The 20,519-nt window shown below is 59.4% G+C and carries 16 protein-coding genes and 1 pseudogene; 8 read left to right on the top strand and 9 right to left on the bottom strand.

Annotated features, from left to right (window positions below; genetic code table 11):
• Nucleotides 1-472: IS3 family transposase (locus AC3EC3_RS16960; protein WP_488490787.1), on the top strand; the 472-nt coding region annotated here is incomplete at its 5' end.
• A gap of 406 nt (nt 473-878) precedes the next feature.
• On the opposite strand, the gene AC3EC3_RS16965 is transcribed toward AC3EC3_RS16960, so the two are convergent.
• On the bottom strand, nt 879-1,073 hold the full coding sequence (locus AC3EC3_RS16965; RefSeq protein WP_488490788.1) for a hypothetical protein: 195 nt from the start codon (nt 1,071-1,073) through the stop codon (nt 879-881).
• 352 nt (nt 1,074-1,425) lie between these two features.
• Between AC3EC3_RS16965 and AC3EC3_RS16970 the strand changes: the two genes are divergently transcribed.
• From AC3EC3_RS16970 to AC3EC3_RS16980, 3 genes are read left to right on the top strand one after another with little or no spacing between them, the layout of a single operon-like run.
• Nucleotides 1,426-1,710, top strand: a complete 285-nt coding sequence (locus AC3EC3_RS16970; protein ID WP_488490789.1) for a DUF3489 domain-containing protein — start codon at nt 1,426-1,428, stop codon at nt 1,708-1,710.
• Nucleotides 1,707-2,159, top strand: coding sequence for a DUF2924 domain-containing protein (locus AC3EC3_RS16975; RefSeq protein ID WP_488490790.1), 453 nt, complete (start codon nt 1,707-1,709; stop codon nt 2,157-2,159). The genes AC3EC3_RS16970 and AC3EC3_RS16975 overlap by 4 nt, the downstream gene beginning before the upstream one ends.
• Nucleotides 2,152-3,819 (top strand): recombinase family protein, encoded by a 1,668-nt coding sequence (locus tag AC3EC3_RS16980; protein ID WP_488490791.1) that lies wholly within the window; start codon nt 2,152-2,154, stop codon nt 3,817-3,819. Before AC3EC3_RS16975 ends, AC3EC3_RS16980 begins: the two co-directional genes overlap by 8 nt.
• A gap of 509 nt (nt 3,820-4,328) precedes the next feature.
• Here AC3EC3_RS16980 and AC3EC3_RS16985 read toward each other — a convergent pair.
• Nucleotides 4,329-4,920: pseudogene (locus tag AC3EC3_RS16985) on the bottom strand (IS630 family transposase); the annotation flags it as partial.
• A 370-nt stretch (nt 4,921-5,290) separates the two neighbouring features.
• On the opposite strand from AC3EC3_RS16985, the gene AC3EC3_RS16990 reads away from it, so the two are divergent.
• Nucleotides 5,291-6,184, top strand: a complete 894-nt coding sequence (locus AC3EC3_RS16990; protein WP_488490792.1) for an SDR family oxidoreductase — start codon at nt 5,291-5,293, stop codon at nt 6,182-6,184.
• Here the strand turns inward: AC3EC3_RS16990 and treY are convergent.
• From treY to AC3EC3_RS17005, 3 genes are all read right to left on the bottom strand, one after another.
• Complete coding sequence (gene treY, locus AC3EC3_RS16995; protein ID WP_488490793.1) at nt 6,133-8,445, bottom strand: malto-oligosyltrehalose synthase; 2,313 nt, start codon at nt 8,443-8,445, stop codon at nt 6,133-6,135. The genes AC3EC3_RS16990 and treY overlap by 52 nt on opposite strands.
• Nucleotides 8,445-10,388, bottom strand: a complete 1,944-nt coding sequence (gene treZ, locus AC3EC3_RS17000; protein ID WP_488490794.1) for a malto-oligosyltrehalose trehalohydrolase — start codon at nt 10,386-10,388, stop codon at nt 8,445-8,447. Before treZ ends, treY begins: the two co-directional genes overlap by 1 nt.
• A 773-nt stretch (nt 10,389-11,161) precedes the next feature.
• Nucleotides 11,162-12,049, bottom strand: coding sequence for a transporter (locus AC3EC3_RS17005; protein WP_488490795.1), 888 nt, complete (start codon nt 12,047-12,049; stop codon nt 11,162-11,164).
• A gap of 288 nt (nt 12,050-12,337) precedes the next feature.
• Here AC3EC3_RS17005 and AC3EC3_RS17010 point away from each other — a divergent pair, with 288 nt between their 5' ends.
• Entirely contained in the window at nt 12,338-12,544 is a 207-nt protein-coding gene (locus AC3EC3_RS17010) for a hypothetical protein (RefSeq protein WP_260929265.1), read from the top strand.
• 256 nt (nt 12,545-12,800) lie between these two features.
• Here AC3EC3_RS17010 and AC3EC3_RS17015 read toward each other — a convergent pair whose 3' ends face one another.
• Both AC3EC3_RS17015 and AC3EC3_RS17020 read right to left on the bottom strand, forming a co-directional pair.
• Nucleotides 12,801-13,313, bottom strand: coding sequence for a DUF1543 domain-containing protein (locus AC3EC3_RS17015; RefSeq protein ID WP_488490796.1), 513 nt, complete (start codon nt 13,311-13,313; stop codon nt 12,801-12,803).
• Nucleotides 13,313-15,352: an FAD/NAD(P)-binding protein gene (locus tag AC3EC3_RS17020; protein ID WP_488490797.1), complete on the bottom strand. Its 2,040-nt coding sequence runs from the start codon at nt 15,350-15,352 to the stop codon at nt 13,313-13,315. The genes AC3EC3_RS17015 and AC3EC3_RS17020 overlap by 1 nt, the downstream gene beginning before the upstream one ends.
• Before the next feature lie 423 nt (nt 15,353-15,775).
• On the opposite strand from AC3EC3_RS17020, the gene AC3EC3_RS17025 reads away from it, so the two are divergent.
• Nucleotides 15,776-17,026, top strand: coding sequence for a putative DNA modification/repair radical SAM protein (locus AC3EC3_RS17025; RefSeq protein WP_488490798.1), 1,251 nt, complete (start codon nt 15,776-15,778; stop codon nt 17,024-17,026).
• A gap of 16 nt (nt 17,027-17,042) precedes the next feature.
• Entirely contained in the window at nt 17,043-18,449 is a 1,407-nt protein-coding gene (locus AC3EC3_RS17030; protein ID WP_488490799.1) for a UdgX family uracil-DNA binding protein, read from the top strand.
• 238 nt (nt 18,450-18,687) lie between these two features.
• Here the strand turns inward: AC3EC3_RS17030 and AC3EC3_RS17035 are convergent, their stop codons facing one another.
• The gene (locus AC3EC3_RS17035) at nt 18,688-19,470 is read right to left on the bottom strand and encodes a transglutaminase-like domain-containing protein (protein ID WP_488490800.1); all 783 of its coding nucleotides are present in this window, start codon (nt 19,468-19,470) and stop codon (nt 18,688-18,690) included.
• A gap of 317 nt (nt 19,471-19,787) precedes the next feature.
• Complete coding sequence (locus AC3EC3_RS17040) at nt 19,788-20,468, bottom strand: HAD hydrolase family protein (protein WP_488490801.1); 681 nt, start codon at nt 20,466-20,468, stop codon at nt 19,788-19,790.
• Nucleotides 20,469-20,519 lie beyond the last annotated feature (51 nt).

The raw sequence follows: 20,519 nt of genomic DNA on the forward strand, positions 1-20,519 counted from the left end.
GGGGTTCGTCTACGTCGCCTTCGTGATCGACGTCTACGCTCGCTATATCGTGGGCTGGCGTGTCAGCCGGACAGCACACGCCAGCTTCGTGCTGGATGCGCTTGAGCAGGCTATCCACGACGGACGGCCTGTTCATCGCGGCGGCCTGGTCCATCATAGCGACCGCGGTTCGCAATACGTGTCCATCAAGTACACCGAGCGCCTTGCTGAAGCTGGCATCGAGGCGTCCGTTGGTAGCGTCGGCGACAGCTACGACAATGCTTTGGCCGAAACGATCAACGGCCTCTACAAAGCCGAAGTGATCCACCGTCGAGGACCTTGGCGCTCGTTCGAAGCCGTCGAATACGCCACGCTGGAATGGGTCGATTGGTTCAACAACCGGCGCCTTCTGGAACCGATCGGTAACATTCCACCGGTTGAAGCCGAGCAACGCTACTACGCTACGCTGGACGACGTCCCGCTAGCTGCCTAATTTGACAAAACTGGCCTCCGGCAATCCCGGGGCGGTTCAGATCGTAGGCTATGTATTTGCTGTGGTATGCAGTTGGCATGTGATGCGTGTAGGCAAATGAACGTCTGCCTGTCGAGCGCCTACGCAGCTTTCCGCTCGAGCATCACCTATCTTCGTGCAGCTTAGGCGAGAGTAGTTTGTCCGCAGGCTCTCACCCACCGCCAATTTTTGTTTAATTGCAATCGTTTTTCCTGATGGACCCGCTTACGCAGCGCGCCAGCAATTAACGCCCTAAAGCCCCGAGCCGCTCCTGCGAAAGGGATCCCAAGGTGGGCCCTTGACCTAAACTCGTATAGCAGCGGAGGGATTGTCGGCTTTCCTCCGTCGGTCGCCGGTAAGCCGACAGTCGCGAATGTCCCAGCCTTGCCTATAAGCGGATGCCGCGCTTTGCCATTTCGGCCTGTGCGATGTCGGACAGCGGCGAACTCGACCTGACGAAGATATCGGCCAGGTCGAGCAGATCCTCATCGCCGAGCGCCTGGATAGACGCCTCGATCTCAACCAGTTGCTTGATCGCGCGCGAGGCGGGCGTGGCGCGCCACTTTTTGCGGGCTCTGTCCATGGCTTTGCGTATCACGCGTCAGCGCTCTTCACCATCAGCTTTCTCCAGTTCCAAAGCCTGTAATAGGACGGTACCGTACCCGACGCTGTAAACCGGTCGAAGCTCCCCGCGCCGGCAGAGGCCTTCACAGTAATTCCGGAGGTTTCAGGCGGATAGCAGCGCGATTGAAGCGAAGGCCGCCGCGAATGTCGAAGCATGGCGAAGTCCTGAGCTGTTTCCACTCGACTTCACGTTGAGATCGAGCATGGGTTGTCGTGCGACCGGCGGATGCTGGTCCGACGCCCGGTCAGGTCCGACCTGACCGGGCCTGAGGTGGTGGGGCCCTTGAGCCCCTGCATCTCAGGAGCTGATCATGGCCGATACGAGTCCCTCCCCTGGCCGCAAGCGCCGTATGGCGCGCGAGCCTGTTGTCGCACAGAACACGGCAAACGACCGACCTCCGCCCAGGACAGAGCTGCTGCTCTCGCTGCTCGGCCGTGACGATGGGGCGACGTTGGCGCAGATGATGCAGGCCACGGGCTGGCAACCGCACTCCACCCGCGCGGCGCTGACTGGCCTCAGGAAGAAAGGGCATGCGCTGTCCAGCGAGAAGGCTGACGGTGTGCGCGTCTATCGCCTGGCAAAGGGCGATGCATGACGCTGGAACTGCGGATCGAACGCCTGTCCGCCATGACGCTACCGGAGCGCAAGGCCGAATGGCGCCGGGTGTTCGGGACACCCGCCCCGGCAGCTTTCAGCGGATCGCTGCTGATCCGCGCGATTGCCAGCCAGTGGCAGGAGAAGGCATCAGGCGGCCTGTCCCGGCAGGACCTGCGCCAGCTCGAAGTTCAGATCCGCAAGGACCAGCGCATGCCGCGCGGGGTTCGGGCACCCGTGATCAAGCCGGGAACCTGGCTTTCACGAACATGGCATGGCGAGGTTCATGAGGTGGTCGTGCTGGAAGGCGCCTTCGAATATCGTGGCGTGCGCTATCGGTCACTGACGGCCATTGCCCGGCTGATCACGGGGGCGGCATGGTCTGGCCCCCGCTTCTTTGGCCTGCACAGTCCGCGTCTCGGAACGCTGGAAGTCGCACGCGGTGGCTAGTGGTGCGCGGCGCCTGCGCTGTGCAGTCTATACCCGCAAGTCGACCGAAGAGGGATTGGACAAGACCTTCAACAGTCTCGATGCCCAGCGCGAGGCCTGTGCCGCCTATGTCCTGAGCCAGCAGCACGAAGGCTGGGTGCTCCTGCCCGACATCTACGATGACGGCGGTTTCTCGGGGGGTAGTATGGAACGCCCTGCTCTGAAGCAGATGCTCGCCGATATCCGGGCCGGGCGGATCGATGTAGTGGTGGTCTACAAGATCGACCGTCTGACCCGCAGCCTGGCGGACTTTGCCAGGATCGTCGATGTGCTCGATGCAGGGAGCGCATCCTTCGTCAGCGTGACACAGGCCTTCTCCACGACGACCTCGATGGGACGCCTGACGCTCAATGTCCTGCTCTCGTTTGCCCAGTTCGAGCGCGAGGTGATTGCCGAGCGGATCCGCGACAAGGTGGCTGCCAGCAAGGCCCGGGGCATGTGGATGGGCGGCGCAGTGCCTCTCGGCTATGAGGTCAAAGACCGCAAGCTCGTCATCGTCCCGGCAGAAGCTGCGACGGTCCGGATGATAATGGAGCGATATCTCGAGGCCGCCAATATTGCCTCGCTGGTCGACGAGCTGCGCCGTGCCGGTGTCGTCAGCAAACGCCGGGTGATGCGCAGCGGCCAGGTGCGGGGCGGGGTGCCGCTGCAGCGCGGAGCGGTGGCGTGGTTGTTGTCGAACCGGGTCTATGTCGGTGAAGTCGTCCACAAGGGCGCGGTCTATGCCGGAGAACACGAGGCGATTGTCTCGCGCGTGCTGTTCGAAGCGGTTCAGGCCCGGCTCGCTGAGCGCACGGCGGTGCCGGTCACCGAAGGTCCGCGCAGACGCCTGTCGCTGCTGGCAGGCATGATCCGCGATGATCGCGGTCGGCCGATGTCGCCGGTCCATACCCGCAATCACGGGCGGCGTTATTCCTACTACGCTTCGAACCGGAACGACGATCAGGGGGCACCGGCACAGCGTCTGCCGGCCGGCGAGCTGGAAGCCGGGATCCGGCACCGGATCGCCGACTGGCTGTGCAATGCCGATACTTTGCGCCAGCTGCTGCCGGGCGACAGTCTCGGCGATCTCCACGCACTCAGGGACGTCGCCTCCCGTCTGGCCCGTGACATTGCCGGGGGCTCTGTCGCACAGGCCCGCCAGAGCCTGTCGGACATGGCCACCTCGATCACCGTCAGCCCCTCGCGGATCGAGGCGAGCATCCAGCCGGACGCGTTGCTGGTGATGGCGAGGCTTGCGGTGAGAGGCGCCAATGCCATGGCGATCGTCATCCCGACCTCCATAGTCCACTATGGGCATGAGCCCCGTCTGCGACTGGAGCCGAGCGGCCATCATCCCACCCCGCGGGATGAGCGTCTGGTGGAACTTCTCGCCCGCGCCTTCGCGGCCCGGACACAATTGCTGGACATGGACGAGGCGGCGCTTGGCACGCTCCCGACAACCCAGCTGCGCCATCTCCAGCGGGTGGCGAAACTCAGCTACCTCGACCCCGGCATTGTTCGGGCAATCCTCGGTGGGACCCAGCCCGCAACGCTCAGCGCGCGGAGCCTGTGGCGGATCGCCGAACTCCCGCTGCTCTGGAGCGCACAGCGCGAATTGCTCGGCTTCACGACCCGCTGACAGCAGCGGCGCCTGATACCATCATAAAAGAGTAGGTCGCTTTTTGGGCCGCAGAGATTTTCCGCAAAATCTCGCCCCAGACGCAAGGTCTGCGCGTCTCCGTGACCTCGCAATCCCGCCAGCCGTCCACGCAAAGTCCCGGGAAAGCCGGGATATTTTCTGCGGCCACCCGGTGGGACGCAGATCATAAGGCATCGGGAATATGGATGGTGAGCCCTGCTGGGTTCGAACCAGCGACCTACTGATTAAAAGGCCGAAAGTTGGAGCGCAATGTGCATTATTTACAGGCACTTAGAAGCATCCGTTGTTAACCGAATGCACATTGCGCCACAACGAATTACTGGTCTTTAGCATGACGTAACAACGCATTTTTGGTCACACGTTGAATTCGTGTTACATGGGTCTATTAAGCTCTTCCCTTCGGGTTCCGAGCCAGTCAATAAAATACCGCAGGCAGCAGGACAGGTGCCGGCACTTCTTTGACCGCTAATGTCCCAAGACCGTGACACCTAGTGGATTGATACCAACGTATGGTGCCCGCGCCTGGCAGCGGGGATCATTTCATTGGGATCTGCCCTCCAGATGAAGGGACGCGGTTCCTGATGATGCTCTTTGATGAAACGGTTGATGGTAGCCTGCAGATCGATGACGGGGTGGAACACGCCATTTTTCAGGCGCCGCTGGGTGGGTTTTGTAAAGAAACCTTCAGCAGCATTGAGCCATGAGCAGGACCTGGGCACGAAATGGAAGATCCAGCGCAAGTGCCTGGCGAGCCAGGCGCGGGGCTGCTTGTGAGTGGCGTAATTGTCGAGGATGACATGGCTTCCCTTGTCCGCGGGCATCTCGGCCTCGATGGTGCTGAGGAAACGGATGGATTCCTGATGCCGGTGGCGCTGCATGTTGCACCCGATCACCGATCCATCCAACACATTGAGCGCGGCGGAACAGTGTGGTTGTGCCATCACGTTTATGATCGTGCGTTATGATGGTGCGGCGCCCGCGCTTGAGGGGCAAGCCCGGTTGAATGTGGTCAAGTGCCTGGATCTGGTTTTTCTCGTCAACCAACAGCACCATGGCATGAGCGGGCGACGAACCGAACACCTTTTATCCACCTGATATCGCCACCGAAAATTCCAGAAATTTCCACTGAGCTGCGTCAAAACGCAGGACACCGGCACGTTCCACCCTGCTCTGCCCCCGTGTCAGCGGCCACATGCACCAACGTACCAACCTTGTGGCTACAGCTTGCTGTGCCAAAAGCGGCGGGCGCGCCAAGCAAGACAGGTGAGTTCGACATTTCCCGGCCTTCCCCCGACATTCTTGCACGGTTGGGCCTTTCACTCGCACCTCATCGCGCACCTGGCTGGAACAATCCTCTAGCGACATTCGTAAGCATCGTGTCGCGCAAGGCGGACAGCCAGCGCCGCATTGCGCATTTTCCCCCCGTGCTCTTTTACATCAAGGAATCATCATGACCGATCGCTTGAGGATGCAGGACCCTCGCGCCCAGTATCCCGCCCCGCCATTTGCCAGACAGCCACAGCCTGCGCCGGGTCTCGCGGCCGAAATGACCCCTCGACCCGATCACGGCGAGAAGAGCTATGTCGGAAGTGGCAAGCTCAACGGTAGAAAAGCGCTCATCACCGGAGGCGATTCCGGAATTGGGCGAGCGGCCGCCATTGCCTATGCTCGCGAAGGAGCAGATGTCGCGATCGCCTACCTGCCCAGCGAAGAGCGTGATGCCCAGGAAGTCGTCGCCCTCATCACCGCCGAAGGTCGCAAAGCCATCGCTCTACCAGGTGACGTGACAGACGAGGCCTGGAGCAAGCAGCTGGTGGAAAAAGCTGTTCATGATCTCGGCGGCCTCGACATCCTCGTCATCAATGCAGGACACCAGCAATTCAGGGAAAATATCGGGGAAGTCAGTTCGCAGGACTTCGATATGACCCTGAAGACCAACCTTTATGCGCTGCACTGGATCGCGCAGGCCGCCGTTCCGCATTTGCCGGCCGGTGCTTCCGTCATCACAACGGCCTCGGTGCAAGCTTACGAGCCTTCCGACATCCTGCTCGACTACGCCACGACCAAGGCCGGTATCGTTGCCTATACCAAGGCACTTGCCAAGCAACTGATCGAAAAAGGCATCCGTGCCAACGTTGTCGCCCCGGGTCCGTTCTGGACAGTGCTCCAGACTACGGGTGGCCAGCCACAGGAGAAGGTATCCAAGTTCGGTGAGCAAAGCCACTTCGGCCGCCCTGGCCAACCTGTCGAAATCGCACCGGTGTATGTGCTCCTGGCCTCGCAAGAAGGCAGTTACATCACCGGCGAGGTATTTGGGGTGACAGGGGGCGCTGGCATTGCCTGATGCGTACTGCGCCCCTCATTCGTACACATTGCCGGGCGCGGAATGGATATAGTTTCCTCTCGACCATCCAGCCGCCTGGTTACGATCCAGTGCTGGGTGGTCTCCTCCAGCCTGTAATCGCCACGCACAAACAGTTCCGGATCGCGACCGCGCCTGGCAAGCAAATGGCGGGTTAATGCCAGCTTTCTCCCACAAATCGAAGTTTCGTCTTGGCAAGAGGCTTCGATTGCATGGAAATCGACTGACCGGCGATTATCAGGGTCCGTCAGCGCGACGTGGAGCACTTCGCTTCCTCGATAGATATCCGGCACCCCCGGGGCAGTCATTTGGAATGCGACCTGCGCCAGTATGATCGCCTCTCGCACCGTGTCGAAATCGAGCTCTTGCTCGCGAGACCACAGAACATGATCATCGAGATCGCGAAGGAAACCTCGAGATAGCCGCCCAGCGATCTTTTCCAGTTTCTCTTGTGGCGCTTCATGGGAGGACAAGACCTTTCCTTCACGAAGTGCCTTGGCAAGATGCCCGTCAATACGTGAGCCAGCATTGTCGGCGCCACGCATGACAAGTGCTGTCTGCATGGCATATAGGCCAACATGCGAAGGCAAGTTCATCGCTTCTGCTTCGCTACGCGCCGCGCGATACAGCTCCTGTGCCAGCGATGGCCTCCACGCCAGAGCAATCAGTGCGGCCCGGGCATCTGCACTGCGCTTTGTATCGTGGGTCGACAGGGTCGAAAGGCCCAGCGGTGTCTGATCTGCCCGCTTTTGCATCGCGCGCTCAAAGGCAATCGGCTCGAGGACACCAAGATCGGGCTCTGACCCCACTTCGCAAAAGGCAAGGCATGCCACTGCGCGAAAGAAAACGGTGTCCTCTTCCGATTTCGCGGTGAGCGCCCCTGTCAATTGCTCGAAGCGCGTCGCGAAGGCTCGTGATAACGTATCGTCCGGCGCGTGAAGGAGGTCAGCCAGCAAAGTGGCGCCATGTCCTTGGGCCTTGGCCAACGCCGCTTGCGGACCTGGCTCAAGCGGGCATCCATCCGCTGCATAGGAGCGATAGACCGGCCAATCGCATGCAAGCGAATCCAAGGCATCGGCAAGAACTGCATCGTTGTGTCGTGCTGCTTGGCCTGCGCTATCTGCCGCATCCGATGCCAAAGCCGTGCGCGCCGCCTGCAGCACGCGCGCGCGCTCAGGGGCAAACGTGTCCTGCAGCAATCGGCCACGCACGTTGCGCACTTCATCCGACACGTCAGCAGGCACCGCGCCATGTGCCGCCTTGTGCAGTGCCGCCAACCCTGTGGCTGGCATCAGCAATCGCGTGAGCGGAGCGAGAAATTCATAGCCGCTCATCCCCGCCACCGGCCATCGCGGCAATGCCTCGTCAGCTTTGACGATTTTCTCTATCCATATCGGCACGGGCGTCGAGTTGATGGCATCGAGCGCGGCACGCAGGCGATTAAGATAGCTGCCGGGTCGTGCCAAACCGTCGACATGGTCCACCCTTACGCCCTGGACATGCCCGGCAGCGACCTGCTCGAATAACCAGCGGTGCGTCAGCTCGAACACCACCGGATCTTCCTGGCGCACACCGATGAGGCCGGAGATATTGAAGAACCGACGATGGATGATTTGCCCGGCACTGTCCCTCCAGTGCCCCACGCTCCAGTGCTGCTGGGCCAGCAGATCCTCCAGCCCATCAGCATCGAGCGCTCTTTCTCCCGAGGCCAATGCCGCAGCCAAGGATGTCGGGTTCAGCGGGTAGATCTCATCATAGATTTTCAACGCAGGCAGTTCGCCGGTGCCAGAGATTGCGAGGGCTTCCCCCTCGAGCAAATCCACCGCCGGGCGATCAAGCACAGCAAAATGCAGACGTCCACGATCCCAGTCGATATCGAACATTTTTGCATGTTCACTATCGGGCCCATACCGAAGGACGTCCGCTACAAAAGGGTTCTGTGGCGAAAAGGCCTGATGGTTGGGGACAATATCCAAAATCAACCCGACCCCAGCCTGTCGTGCCGCAACGGCAAGCGCGGCGAATGCTGCCTCTCCGCCCAGCTCCGGGTCCACACGTGTGGGGTCAGTGACATCGTACCCATGCGACGAGCCCCTGACAGCGGCCATCAGGGGCGACAGATAGAGGTGACTGACACCCAGAGCATTGAGCCAGGGCAGCAATTTTTGCGCAGCCAAAAGATCCACCCCATCACGCAATTGCAAGCGATAGGTCGCAACAGGAGCCGATATCATTTCGGGCATCACAAGGTCTCCCCGGTATGGCGTGAACTGACAGCAAACGACAACGCAAACGGGCTCTCGGGGTCTTCAAGGGTGAGCACGCTGTGTTCAAATGGCATGAACTCTTCGCTTCCCCCGCCAAGCTTGGCGCGAAGTGCGATCCGATCACCGCCGAAGTCCCACAAAGCCTCGATCGTCGCACCTTCCCGGGCGACGTCGCAAACGGGTTGCGTATTGCTGCGCAACAAAGGTGCGACATGTGAGGCACGCAGCTTAAGCAACCTTGTAAGGAACGCTTCGTGCAACCGTTGCTCCTCGCGTGAGGGCAAACCGATGCGCGAGGCTTCGAATGTCGCCACCTCCAGCGGATCCGGCACCGGACCGCCGAACGAGGAGAACTGCGCAAATTCCTCAGCTCGCCCGCTGCGCACGGCATCCGCCAGATCACCGGAAAAATCGCAGAAATACAGGAAAGGCGCATCCGTCAAGAATTCGTCGCCCATGAACAGCATTGGCACGAAAGGCGACAACAAGGTCAGGCCATAAGCGACCTTGAGCCCGTGCCGGCCGACCGGCGTGGGATCGACAAGATGGTGGAGACGCTCGCCCCACGCGCGATTGCCGATCTGGTCGTGGTTTCCCAGAAAATTGACGAATGCGGTGCGTGGCAATGTCCCCGACGGCTCGCCGCGCCGATCGGCAGCAGGATTTTCAAAAGCCTGCTGTTGCGCAGGCTCGCTGCGAACCTGCCCCTGTTCGACATAGCCGTCTCGCAAGGCGGTCTCGATATCTCCCACCGGATCGCGGGCATAAGGCGCATAGTACCCTTCATCTTCGCCAGTAAGCAAGCAGTGCACGGCATGATGCCAGTCGTCATTCCAGGTGCCATCGAACGGCGCATCGGGCGTAAAATATCGCACCGTGTTGCGCTCATCTTCGGTGACCAGATGGATTTGGCGCCCCCATTCCCGGGCCCGAATGCATTGCCCCAACTCATCGAGAAAATGCACAGGGCTGCGGTCATCAATGGCGTGCACGGCGTCAAGGCGCAAACCGTCGAAACCGTAGTCCTCGAGCCAGGCGAGCGCACTATCGATGAAAAAAGCTCGGACGGCAGGAATTTCCCACGCGATGCCCTCTCCCCACATCGAACTGCGCCCGACATGGAAGAACGATGGACACCAGGAGGCCAGATAATTGCCTGATGGTCCCAAGTGATTGTGCACCACATCCAGCAGCACACCCATGCCCAACTCATGCGCTGCAGCGACAAAGGCCCGCAAATCCTGCGGCGTTCCATAAGCGTTGTGCAGACACCATGGCAGCACGCCGTCATATCCCCACCCGCGCTGGCCATCAAACTGCGCCAATGGCATCAGTTCCACGAACGTGATGCCCAGCGACTTGAGGCGCGGCAACTCGTGTATCGCGGCACACAGCGTACCCGCTTCGGTAAAGGTGCCTACGTGCATTTCGTAGATCACCGCGTCTGCCCAGTTCAATCCGCGCCAGGTGCGATCAGGCCAGGTGAATTCACGCACGTCCATCAGGCGCGAGGCGCCATGAACGTCGCCGGATTGGATACGAGAGGCGGGATCAGGGTACTCGCGACCATCGATCAACCATCGATATGCCGTCGATGGAGAAGCCTGCACCTCAACCTGCCACCAGCCCGCATCTGTACGTGAGGCCTGTAACGCTTCTCCTGCCAGTTCCAGCCAAACGTCGGAAACGTCAGGCCCCCAGATGGCGAATGCCCACGATCCATCTGCCTTATGCGTTGCTCCCCAGCGGAGACTACCGGCCATCTTGGCATCGTTTGAAACAGCAGGAGATGTCATGCGAGCGCCCTTGCTCGGCGAGGCAAACGGCCGAACGTCGTCATTCGCGCAATGCGCAAGGAGCAAGGTCGTTCCCGACAGATCAAGGGTCTGAGTGGTGCGAATCAGACGATCGAAATTCAATGCAAAGCGCGCGCAAAGACCATACAGGCTGGCACCCCAGTTACCTGGCCTGGCTCGACGGCGCGCGGGTCGCCGGCAGTCGACAAGCAAGCGCACAGCGCTTCGCATGAGCGGGAAGGCGGCTTTGACGCTACAACCTAAACCGAGAGATCAATCCTCGGTGGGTATCTGGGAATTTTCAGACTTGTGGGTTCCGTCTCGAGGCAGGCCGGAAAAAACACCCTTTGCGTGCAACGCTTCGGTCGCTCGGGCGTCATCTTGCGCCCGGCGGGGATCTTTACCGGCACCGCCCGCAGCCCGAGCCTCGCCCTCCGATGGGCCCGGTCTTTTGTGCCGCTGTTCCCCTCCGGGCGAAGGCTGAGCGGATTCATCGGTATGGGAAGTCATGTCCATGCGCTCCGTTTTCGAAATGCAGGCCAAATCAGCCATGTCTGTGCCGGGTGGCGGACTGGCAAGCAGACAGCTTTTTTGACCCACCCGACCCCGAATGCTGAAGACGGTGGATCGGTTGCATTTCCTATCATCGCCTGTCGGCGATCCGCGTCCTTGCGCGCCTTACCTGCGGTGGCATGTTGAAAAAGACTATGTCGCGGCGCGAACTACTCCCGCCGCAGTGGCAGCGAATGTGGCAAAACGCCCGGACGCCGGATGCATTGCGGGGGGGGGGCGTCGCCGCATGGCCACATGCAGAGCGACCCTCACCTTTTTTCCGCTAATTGTGCGGTGATGGAACACGTGGACGCCGCCTGTGATGATCCACTGCGAGACGCGCGCTAGAACTTGCGGCTGATACCGAAGGCAATTTGCACATCAGGCGTATTGTCGTTCAGCCCTGCAGTCGTCTGGAAATCGACTTGCGACACGGTGTCCAAACGCCAGGCAAGCGACACAGCGGCTTGTGCCAGTGTCGAAGCCTCTTGCGGGTCCTGATCCTGCATGATTTCGATTTCGGGAGACAGGCGCAAGGTGTCGGTAACGCTGAACTGAAGTCCCGCCGCTGCTCCGAATGCAAGATGGCGCCCATGGCGATCTTCATCGACTGCCGCCTGGATCTGCGGCGACAGCGCGACTGTGACCAGATCGCCGAATTTGTAGCTCAATGGCACCGTCAGGCCGGCACTCCAGTCCCCGTCACCGACGCCGTGAGTCGCTGACGGCAAGACAACATACGGCAAGATGCCGGCAGCCAGCCCCGGTGCCTTTTCCTGAGGATGAAGCAGGTTCTGCTTGAGCCCCAATGTCACATCGCCAATGCCGCTTGCGTGCTGCGAAACCCCACTGGAAAAATCGGTGACGCTATCGCGTGTATAGGCCGTCCAGCTCATCTGGACCTCGGTAGATCGTCCTAGCCCGTACCGTGCCTGGATTTCCCCGAGATCAAGCGTCTCGTCCTTTTCCTGCGCCGTTCGATCACGCTCCCATGTAGCAAGCCCTATCTCGATTTGCAGATGGCCGGGATCGACCGTGCAGGCGGCTGTCGTCAGCCCCGGCCGCTCGGTACAAAGTTCTCGAAGCGTGCTGGCTTCCTGGCTGCTTCCATCCTGAGCACAGGCACTGTCGGCGCATACCGCCGTCAGCAGCGAGAACGACAATACGATAAACCTGCGCATGGCACACCACTTCCCCCAATTTCCGGTGAAAGCCAAAACCTTGAACGCCAAGCTACGTTCCAGATCAAAAGGAATAGAAGGTCGACCGGAACCTCGACGCCCAGGGGGCGTGCATGCCCGCGTTATCCACGAGGGTACCATCGCAGCGCCTAGTGCATCGAAAGCATCCGCAGGGCGCCATGCTCGATCGACTATCTGATAGAAATGGGTGACGCGGGCCTGAGAGCCCGCAGCGAGAAACAGGACGAAAGATACGGGCGCCCGAATTTGGCACCTGACGTCGGCGATACCTTGGAACCTTACGCCGTGGGCCCACTTCTTCCAGCGAAGGAGAATCATATGATCGGCAAGATTATCGGCGCCATCGCAGGCAAGCATATTTCACAAGATGCCAATGGCGGCTCCGGCATCGGCGGTGCTCTTCTGGGGGTTGGCGCAGCCACCGTGATTCGCCGCTTGGGTCCGGTTGGATTGGTGGCAGCGGCCGTTGGTGGGTACGCCCTCAAAAAGCATCAGGAAAAGCGGCGCGGAAACACCCCGCTCTGAAGCTGGTCTGCCACTTGGACTGGCAATTGGGGACAATCGGCCGGATAATCGCTGTTGCGCCATCCGGCCCATTGTTTTGCACCTGGCCACCTCTGCGCAAAATGCATGAGCTCGGGCGCGGGAGCCTCCGGGATTGGGCAAAACGTTCTGCTCAATGCCCTTTTCCCCTTTCAACCGGTCGCAGCCGCCGAACAATCTCAAATTGATCGTCCCTCCTGCTACAATCAGCACGAGTAACCAGCTTTCCATCTGTTCCTCAGGAGTTTTTCCTGATCGGAATATATTGGCAAGTGAACTCCGGCTCTCTATTCATCCCTGCCGGCGTCAGATGGATGAACAGGCTTGCGTCAGTCGGGAGCTCGCTCAGGCAAAAGGCGTGCTCGGCCTCATAGAGGTCGTCCTTATGAGGATCGATCCAATGGCGGACGAGTTTCATGGCGCGCCACTTGGCCTTGGCTTCGGTTTCCGCAACGACGAAAACGTTTCTGTGTCGCTCCGAGAAGTCCCCCGGCTCATATCCGCCGAGGTTTACGAAGAAGAGTTTTTCGCTTCCTTGATACGGCTGCTCCTTGAGCGAAACATCATATCCGTCGGCATGGGTCACCTCTGCCCAGCAGTCGATGTGAAGGCTGCGCGGCACGCCCCACCATTGCTGGCGTAAAGTAGCGTAGGTTTCTGCAAGAGAGTCTGCGACGACGAAACGCACGTCATGGACTTCGACATTGGCGCCGGGAAACTCCCCACCGATGTAGATTGCGAACAGCTTCATTATGCGGCCGCCCCCAGATCGTTGCTCAGTGCTGCAGCGTCAGATGCCAGAGCCGCTGCCAGTCGGGGGGCTATAATTTTCCCCATCTCGCACGAGCTCGTGATCCCCTGAATGAAAGGATGCCGCCCCATGATGAACGGCAAACTCAGGCAGAACAGCTGATCTTCCGGTATCGCAGGGGATATGGGATGGAATTCGTCGTCGACGACGATACCGCGCGAAGGACATGGCGCATCCGGATCGGCGACATCGCGGATGATCCCCTGTTCACATAACCCGGAGAACGGGAAATCATCAACGGCCAGCGCCCGCTGGCCGGTCGCCTCGATAAAGGCCGGGAATTGGATCGACTGCCCGCCCACATGCAGGATGACGCCACCTTCGGAGGAATGCGTGTCGAGGTGGTATTCCTCGCCGACAGCCAGCACATCCAACTTGCCGGCTCGATGCAATGCCAGCATCCGCTCGATGGATTCATGTGGGACCGTTGCATAATCATCGACAAAGATGGTCTTGAAGCAGGAGGAGAACCGGCCAAAATCCTCATCACTGAGATGCGGCACGATATCCTCGATCACCTCGTGCATGCGCAGGATAGCGTAGCGCCAGGCGACGGTGTGCTGAACGGCATAGTTGGCCCTGGCTTCCTCGAGGTTCGCCTGCGCCCAGTCGAAAGGATCGCTGGCCATGCGCTCTGCGAAATAGGCGTCGCAGAACCCGTCCATGTCGAGCTCTTCCAGTCCAACCTTTTTGGCGTAGGAAGGATCGGCATGGACCAGTTCCCGTTTGAACAGGGAAAAAGTCTTCTCCAACAGGTTGCCGCTGTCCCGCTCGATCAGTTTCGCGATCGCATCACGGGTACAGATCGAGAGCGGCTCGTAGGGTATGGGAAAATAGAAGTCGGCTTCCGGCAGCAGCCCTTTGCGCGACAGCATCGTCATGCGGAAATCGCGCGTGTCGGCCCCCGCGACATAACGCAACACCCCGTCCTCCCCCCTCATGAAATCGCCGTGGCCGAGCGCCAGGGCCACGGCAGCATCGATCGCGGTGAGTGACGAGCCGCGAATGCCGACATGACACGGCGCGATCTTCGCGATCCTGGATGCGGGCCATGGGCTGATAAAGTAGCCCGGGCGCACTTCCGGTTCGGCCGGCCACTGATGACCGGTCGCCAGCACGACATGATCGAAGCTTTCCGTGAACACACCACCACGCGGTGGCCGTACGCTCAACGTCAGGCCGTCGCTGGTACTGACCGCATCCAGCACGTCGCAGCGGGTCTGGACCGTAACCCGAATTCCCATGGCGCCCGCACGATCGAGCATGGCCTGGAACTGCTCGTGAAAATATTCGCCAAGCACCACGCGCGGAAAGAATGTACGATCGTCGATTTCATCGCGCGAGATGTGCAATTTTTTCAGGCGCTCATCGTCTTGACGGGCCAGCCATGCCACAAGCGGCTCCTCCAGTGCCGGGATTTCGATACTCGCAATGTTCGACAGCATGGCCGGGTCATTCCAGCCGGGACGATATGGCGTTCCACGCCCGATGCTGGCCTGCTTTTCGAAGATCGTCAGTGCAAATGGCGGCGGTGCCTGATCCAGCAGAGCATGCAGGGTATAGATGGCTGTCGGCCCCGCGCCGACGAATGCAAGGGAGCGGTTCATGCCCTGAAAATGCCTGGACCGACCGTTTGGCTCCCACTGATAGCTTAGCAGCCAGCCATAACCTGCACTGTGGCGAATGGGGAACATAACCCCGCGCAACGGGTTTATAGATGCGAACTCGCCGAAACAGGTCGGCGCAGTGAAACTATCTAAGGGAGAGGCCTCATGCTTCGCTGGGCCGTTATTTTCGCCGTAGTAGCCGTTATCGCAGCACTGCTGGGTTTTGGCGGCGTTGCAGGTCTTTCTGCAGGCCTTGCCAAGGTATTCTTGCTCGTAGCCGCCGTAATTCTGATTGCAGGCTTCTTCTTTGGCCGAGGTAAGCGCATTCCCTAAAGCGCCATCTTCAAGGCATCCCGATAGCGAAGTCCGCAAGCCGCCGATGTGAAAATATCGGCCATGGTTTGCGGACTTTCTCTTTGAAATCGGCTCATATCCTCGGCCGAGAGAAGCACTTGGATCACATCCTTCGCCAAGCCCGCTGCTGGTCTCTTCTGCTCCGGGCCAGCATCAGGATCATTGTTGCAGACAAGATGGCACCTCTTGCAAGAGCAAGCCAAAAGCTCACTCTCTTGCAAAGTAGAAGCGGGATTTGAGGGCTCGGCCGCACACAATAAGGTCGATTTCCAGCGCGGCACCTAACGAAGCGCAAGCGTTCAAGGCGGGGCATGGACCTCTCAAGCATCAGAACAAACAAAGAACGAAAATTCTTGAAATCGGCCAACGATGGCTTATCGTCATCCTCCGGCAGCCTGACAATCGCGCCGAACTTGATCTGACCCGCAAAGGTTACGTCTCATGGCGCAGCTAAATACGACCGAAAAACTCACGATCCTTGCCGACGCAGCGAAGTACGATGCATCGTGCTCCTCCTCGGGCGCCAGAAAACGCGATTCGAGAGGCGGCAAGGGCATCGGCTCGACATTAGGCGGCGGGGGGATTTGCCATGCCTATGCACCAGACGGACGCTGCATCAGCCTGCTCAAGATCTTGCTGACGAACAGCTGCATCTTCGACTGCCATTATTGCATCAATCGAAAATCGTCCAATGTGCGCCGGGCACGCTTCACGGCCAAGGAGATCGTCGACCTCACACTCGATTTTTATGCTCGCAACTACATCGAGGGATTATTCCTGTCATCGGGCATCATCAATACGCCCAACTATACCATGGAGCAGATCGTCGAGGTTGCGCGAAGCCTGCGTAATGATCACGATTTCCGGGGTTATATTCACCTCAAGACCATACCCGATGCTGATCCCGAATTGATCAGGAAAGCGGGGCTTTATGCCGACCGGGTATCGATCAATGTCGAACTGCCGACGACCAGCGGATTGCAGCGCCTTGCGCCAGAAAAATCCGAAAAGCGGATCGAAGGCGCGATGAGGGACATGCGTTCTGCTATTGAGGAGGGGACCGACGCAAAGAGGCGCTTCCGGTCTGCCCCCTCCTTTGCGCCCAGTGGACAATCGACCCAGATGATCGTCGGGGCCGATGCAGCGACCGACCGTGACATCGTGGCCCGCGCTTCGACGCTCTATGATCGCTTCGCGCTGCGGCGGGTCTATTATTCAGCCTTCAGTCCAATCCCCGACGCAAGCGCGGTACTGCCGCTACAGCGCCCGCCCTTGATGCGCGAACATCGCCTGTATCAATCGGATTGGATGATCCGTTTCTACGATTATACGGTGGAAGAAGTGGCTGCGGCCGCCGATCCGGCAACGGGAATGCTGCCGCTCGACATAGACCCGAAATTGGCCTGGGCGCTGAAGTTCAGAGGCATTTTTCCCATCGATGTAAACCGGGCGCCGAAGGAAATGCTGCTGCGCATTCCCGGCCTTGGTCCAAAGGCGGTCAGCTCAATCCTCACGGCACGGCGCTGGCGAACGCTGACACTGCAAGACATCGGCCGGATGACCGTTTCCCTCAAGAAGTTGCGTCCGTTCATTGTTGCGGCTGACTGGCGTCCGGTAAAACTGGCCGACAGTGCCGATCTACGCCCCCTGATAAAGCCGAGGACTGTCCAACTCGAACTCTTTGCCTCGTGAAAGGTCAAGCTGCGCCATGCGGGTAGTCCAGCTTGAAGCCGAAGATGATTTCGATGGCTGGCGTGCAGCCGCACGCGCGCTGGCGGCAGCACGGATACCCGCGCAGGAAGTCCTGTGGCAGGTCGGCGGCCAGCGCGTTGACTTGTTCGGCGATGCGCCCATCACGATAGAGCCGATGACGAGCGACCCGGCGCCATCCTTGAGGGTCTCCAGGGATTTCGTTCATCTGGCAAGCCGGGCGATATTGCACAGCGATCCTGAGCGCTTTTCGCTGCTCTATGCCTTGCTCCTGCGCTGTCTCGACCACCCTCAGGTCCTACGTGACCGAGCGGATCGACAGATGCGGCGTGTGCTGGATCTCGATCAGACGATCGGCCGTGACATGCACAAAATGCGCGCTTTCGTCCGTTTTCGCGAAGTACCCGAGGGCAACGATACGCGCTTCGTCGCCTGGTTCGAGCCTGAACACCACATCATGCGTGCCAATGCGCCTTTTTTTGTCGACCGCTTCGCAAACATGCGCTGGTCGATCCTGACGCCGAGAGGGTCGATCCACTGGGACACCGTCTCCCTTGCCGAAGGACCGGCGGCCCAACGCGGCGATGCGCCCGGCGACGATCCCGTCGAAGGCATCTGGAAGGCTTATTATGCGGCAATCTTCAATCCCGCGCGGTTGATGACGAACGCGATGATCAAGGAGATGCCCAAGAAATACTGGAAGAACATGCCGGAGACCGCATTGATCCCGGAAATGATCGCCGGTGCCCGCAAGCGCGAACTGGGCATGATCGACCAGGCCCGCACCGTTCCTGGCAAAGCGCATGGCCCTGCGACGATCTCGCTCTTGCGCAATGAGGCAGCCTCATGCCGCCGCTGTCCCTTGTGGGGACCGGCAACGCAAACCGTCTTCGGTGAAGGGCCACATGATGCCCAGGTTATGGTAGTGGGGGAGCAGCCGGGCGATCAGGAAGATCAGGCCGGACGCGCCTTTGTCGGTCCGGCAGGCGAAGTCTTCGATCGCGCTCTTGCGGCAGCCGGCATCGACCGGGCGCATCTCTATGTCACCAATGCCGTGAAGCACTTCAAGTTTGAGCCACGGGGAAAAAGCCGCCTGCATGCCAGACCCAGCGCTGGCGAGATTGATGCCTGCCGCTGGTGGGTGGATCAGGAACGCGCGCTGGTTCGCCCAAGACTTGTGATCGCGATGGGCGCAACTGCCGCGCGCGCCCTCACTGGACGCACGATTACCATCGGGCAGGTGCGCGGGACCGCTATCGAACTTGGCGATGGCACGCCTTGCTGGGTTACGGTTCATCCCAGCTATCTCCTGCGACTACCATCCCACACAGATGCTGCCGCAGAGTTCGATCGCTACGTGGCCGAGCTTCAGGCTGCCTTCGCCAGTCTGGAAGCCGTTACGTGATGACACTTCCACTCGCCCTCTTCCGCCCGATTTGGAAATGACGGACCGTCGCCGCGTGCCTGTAATTGTTGGTCCTAATCTCCCCCAAAGAAGGCTCTCCGGTGCTCTTTGTGCTATTCAGGCCATCGCGCGAGCTCACAGTAGATCCAAGCTCGCACAACTATACATTGGACTTTTTATTAAGTTAAGACAATACAAATATAACAAATAATTATATAAAACTATCGAAAAACTATATTCAAACTTTAACCGATCTGACTTCGATATTTTGCGAGAGCATTTCGATTTTTCCGTATCCAGTCAAGAAGGAGACGTCGGCAGCATCACGCCCCACCCCGATCTTGGCGATGCGATCCGGCGTTGTCATGTCCGTGGCATCCACCATGTGCCAGGCGCCGTCGAGAAATACTTCGGCAACGGCATGAAAGTCCTCTGGCTCGACACCAAGACCATAGACACTTGCAAAACGCGCAGGGATGCCACTGGCTCTCACCATTGCGATCATTAAATGCGCGTAATCACGGCACACGCCCTTACGACTTTTGAACGTGTCCATCGCTGTGGTGAAAGCGTCGCTGGAACCCGATTTATATGTTAAGCGTGTCGCTATATAGTCGCGAATGGCGGTGACACGCGCCCCGCCTTCAATGCCGCCAAATTCACTTTGAACGATATCGCCGAACGTATCGGAGGAACAATATCGCGACGGCATCATGTAATCGACTGTTTCTCCGGGTAAAAGGTGCGGCGGCACGGCCGGTAGATTAACGATGTCGGCTATTGTTCGATTAATCTGAACCACCGCTTCATAGCGAAGCTCCAGCGGAAAACCTGTTCGCAACCAAATTCGCTCACCAATGCCCGACTGCGCTGGCACCCGGGCGAAATGATCAGCTGGAGGAAGTTCGATATGGGCATGAACCACGCTCTGTTCGGGTATCATCGCAACCTCGAGTTGAAGCAAGATATCGACGGGTTCCGAAACCGCGTAATCCAAAGCAGTAGTAATCGCGAGTTGCATGCGGAAAACGCCCTGTTCAACCGCTCGGCAAGGCCGCCGAGCCTGACGTCAGCTTAAAGCCGCTCCCTCAAGCAAGGATCCGGAACAGAGACAATTTATGCCCGGCGATCCCAATAAAGATGCTTTTGTAAAAATAATCGCATTGGGCGTTCGATATAAAATCGAGGGCCAAACTTACCCCAACAGCCGCTCAAGTCAAAAACTGTGCCAACACCGCATCGTAGGCCTGGCGAGGCACTTGCTTGAGACCTGTGATGCGCTCGCCGATGGGCAACCTCATCGGGCGGCGCCATCGCTCGCATGCGAGCCCATCCGAGCTATTTGACGACCTTTTTCGGCACCGCCATGTCAGCGTAAATTTCACCACCTCGCAACGCCCGGATGGCTGCCGCGTAATCCGTGTGGCTGAAGATGGCACTTCCCGCGACAATGACATCTGCCCCCGCTTCGCGAACTGCGCGGACTGTTTTCGCACCCTGCCCTCCGTCGACCTCTATGTCGGGTGAAAGCCCGCGATCTTCGTCGTTCAACCCGGCAGCAGCTCTCACATGCTCAGGTGCCTGCCCCATGGCGACAGAAAGACCAGCACTCGCGAACATCGCGAGATCGTTGCCCTGATCGGCGATGACAGCCACATCTTCGAACGACACCCCCATCGCCCGTGCAAGCGTAGCGGCACCATCGCCCTTGTTGGCCGCCGCGGCGGTTATATCGAGATAATGGGGGTGCGAACGGATCACCGTCGCATCGTCACCGAGCGTCTGTGCAACCGTAATTTCCAATTCCGCCAACATGTCGTGATTGTCGGACACCGCGACAATCTTGTCCGCCTGCCCCAACAAGGGGGTAAAGTTCTCGACCAGCGTGGCCTCCTGATCCGCCGTGAGCCGCTCGCTGTCATCGTGAGACGATCCCGGCCCCTCGTAGGCATGGCCCCGCTCTCGATCTTTTCGAATGTAGCTTTGGAATCGTGCAAAACCGCCCCTCTCAATAGGCATGATGCCCGTTCATTGAGAGAAATGGGCACCTTTTCGGGGCGATCTGCGACC

This window comes from Novosphingobium sp. BAM6 (assembly GCF_057784955.1).

Excerpts from the sequence above, each read along its gene's own strand:
- AC3EC3_RS17010 (WP_260929265.1), top strand. The coding sequence starts at position 12,338 with ATGATCGGCAAGATTATCGGCGCCATCGCAGGCAAGCATATTTCACAA.
- AC3EC3_RS16965 (WP_488490788.1), bottom strand. The coding sequence starts at position 1,073 with ATGGACAGAGCCCGCAAAAAGTGGCGCGCCACGCCCGCCTCGCGCGCG.
- treY (WP_488490793.1), bottom strand. The coding sequence starts at position 8,445 with ATGCCCGAAATGATATCGGCTCCTGTTGCGACCTATCGCTTGCAATTG.
- AC3EC3_RS16975 (WP_488490790.1), top strand. The coding sequence starts at position 1,707 with ATGACGCTGGAACTGCGGATCGAACGCCTGTCCGCCATGACGCTACCG.
- AC3EC3_RS16970 (WP_488490789.1), top strand. The coding sequence starts at position 1,426 with ATGGCCGATACGAGTCCCTCCCCTGGCCGCAAGCGCCGTATGGCGCGC.
- AC3EC3_RS17035 (WP_488490800.1), bottom strand. The coding sequence starts at position 19,470 with ATGCAACTCGCGATTACTACTGCTTTGGATTACGCGGTTTCGGAACCC.
- AC3EC3_RS16990 (WP_488490792.1), top strand. The coding sequence starts at position 5,291 with ATGACCGATCGCTTGAGGATGCAGGACCCTCGCGCCCAGTATCCCGCC.
- AC3EC3_RS17030 (WP_488490799.1), top strand. The coding sequence starts at position 17,043 with ATGCGGGTAGTCCAGCTTGAAGCCGAAGATGATTTCGATGGCTGGCGT.
- AC3EC3_RS17025 (WP_488490798.1), top strand. The coding sequence starts at position 15,776 with ATGGCGCAGCTAAATACGACCGAAAAACTCACGATCCTTGCCGACGCA.
- AC3EC3_RS17040 (WP_488490801.1), bottom strand. The coding sequence starts at position 20,468 with ATGCCTATTGAGAGGGGCGGTTTTGCACGATTCCAAAGCTACATTCGA.
- AC3EC3_RS17015 (WP_488490796.1), bottom strand. The coding sequence starts at position 13,313 with ATGAAGCTGTTCGCAATCTACATCGGTGGGGAGTTTCCCGGCGCCAAT.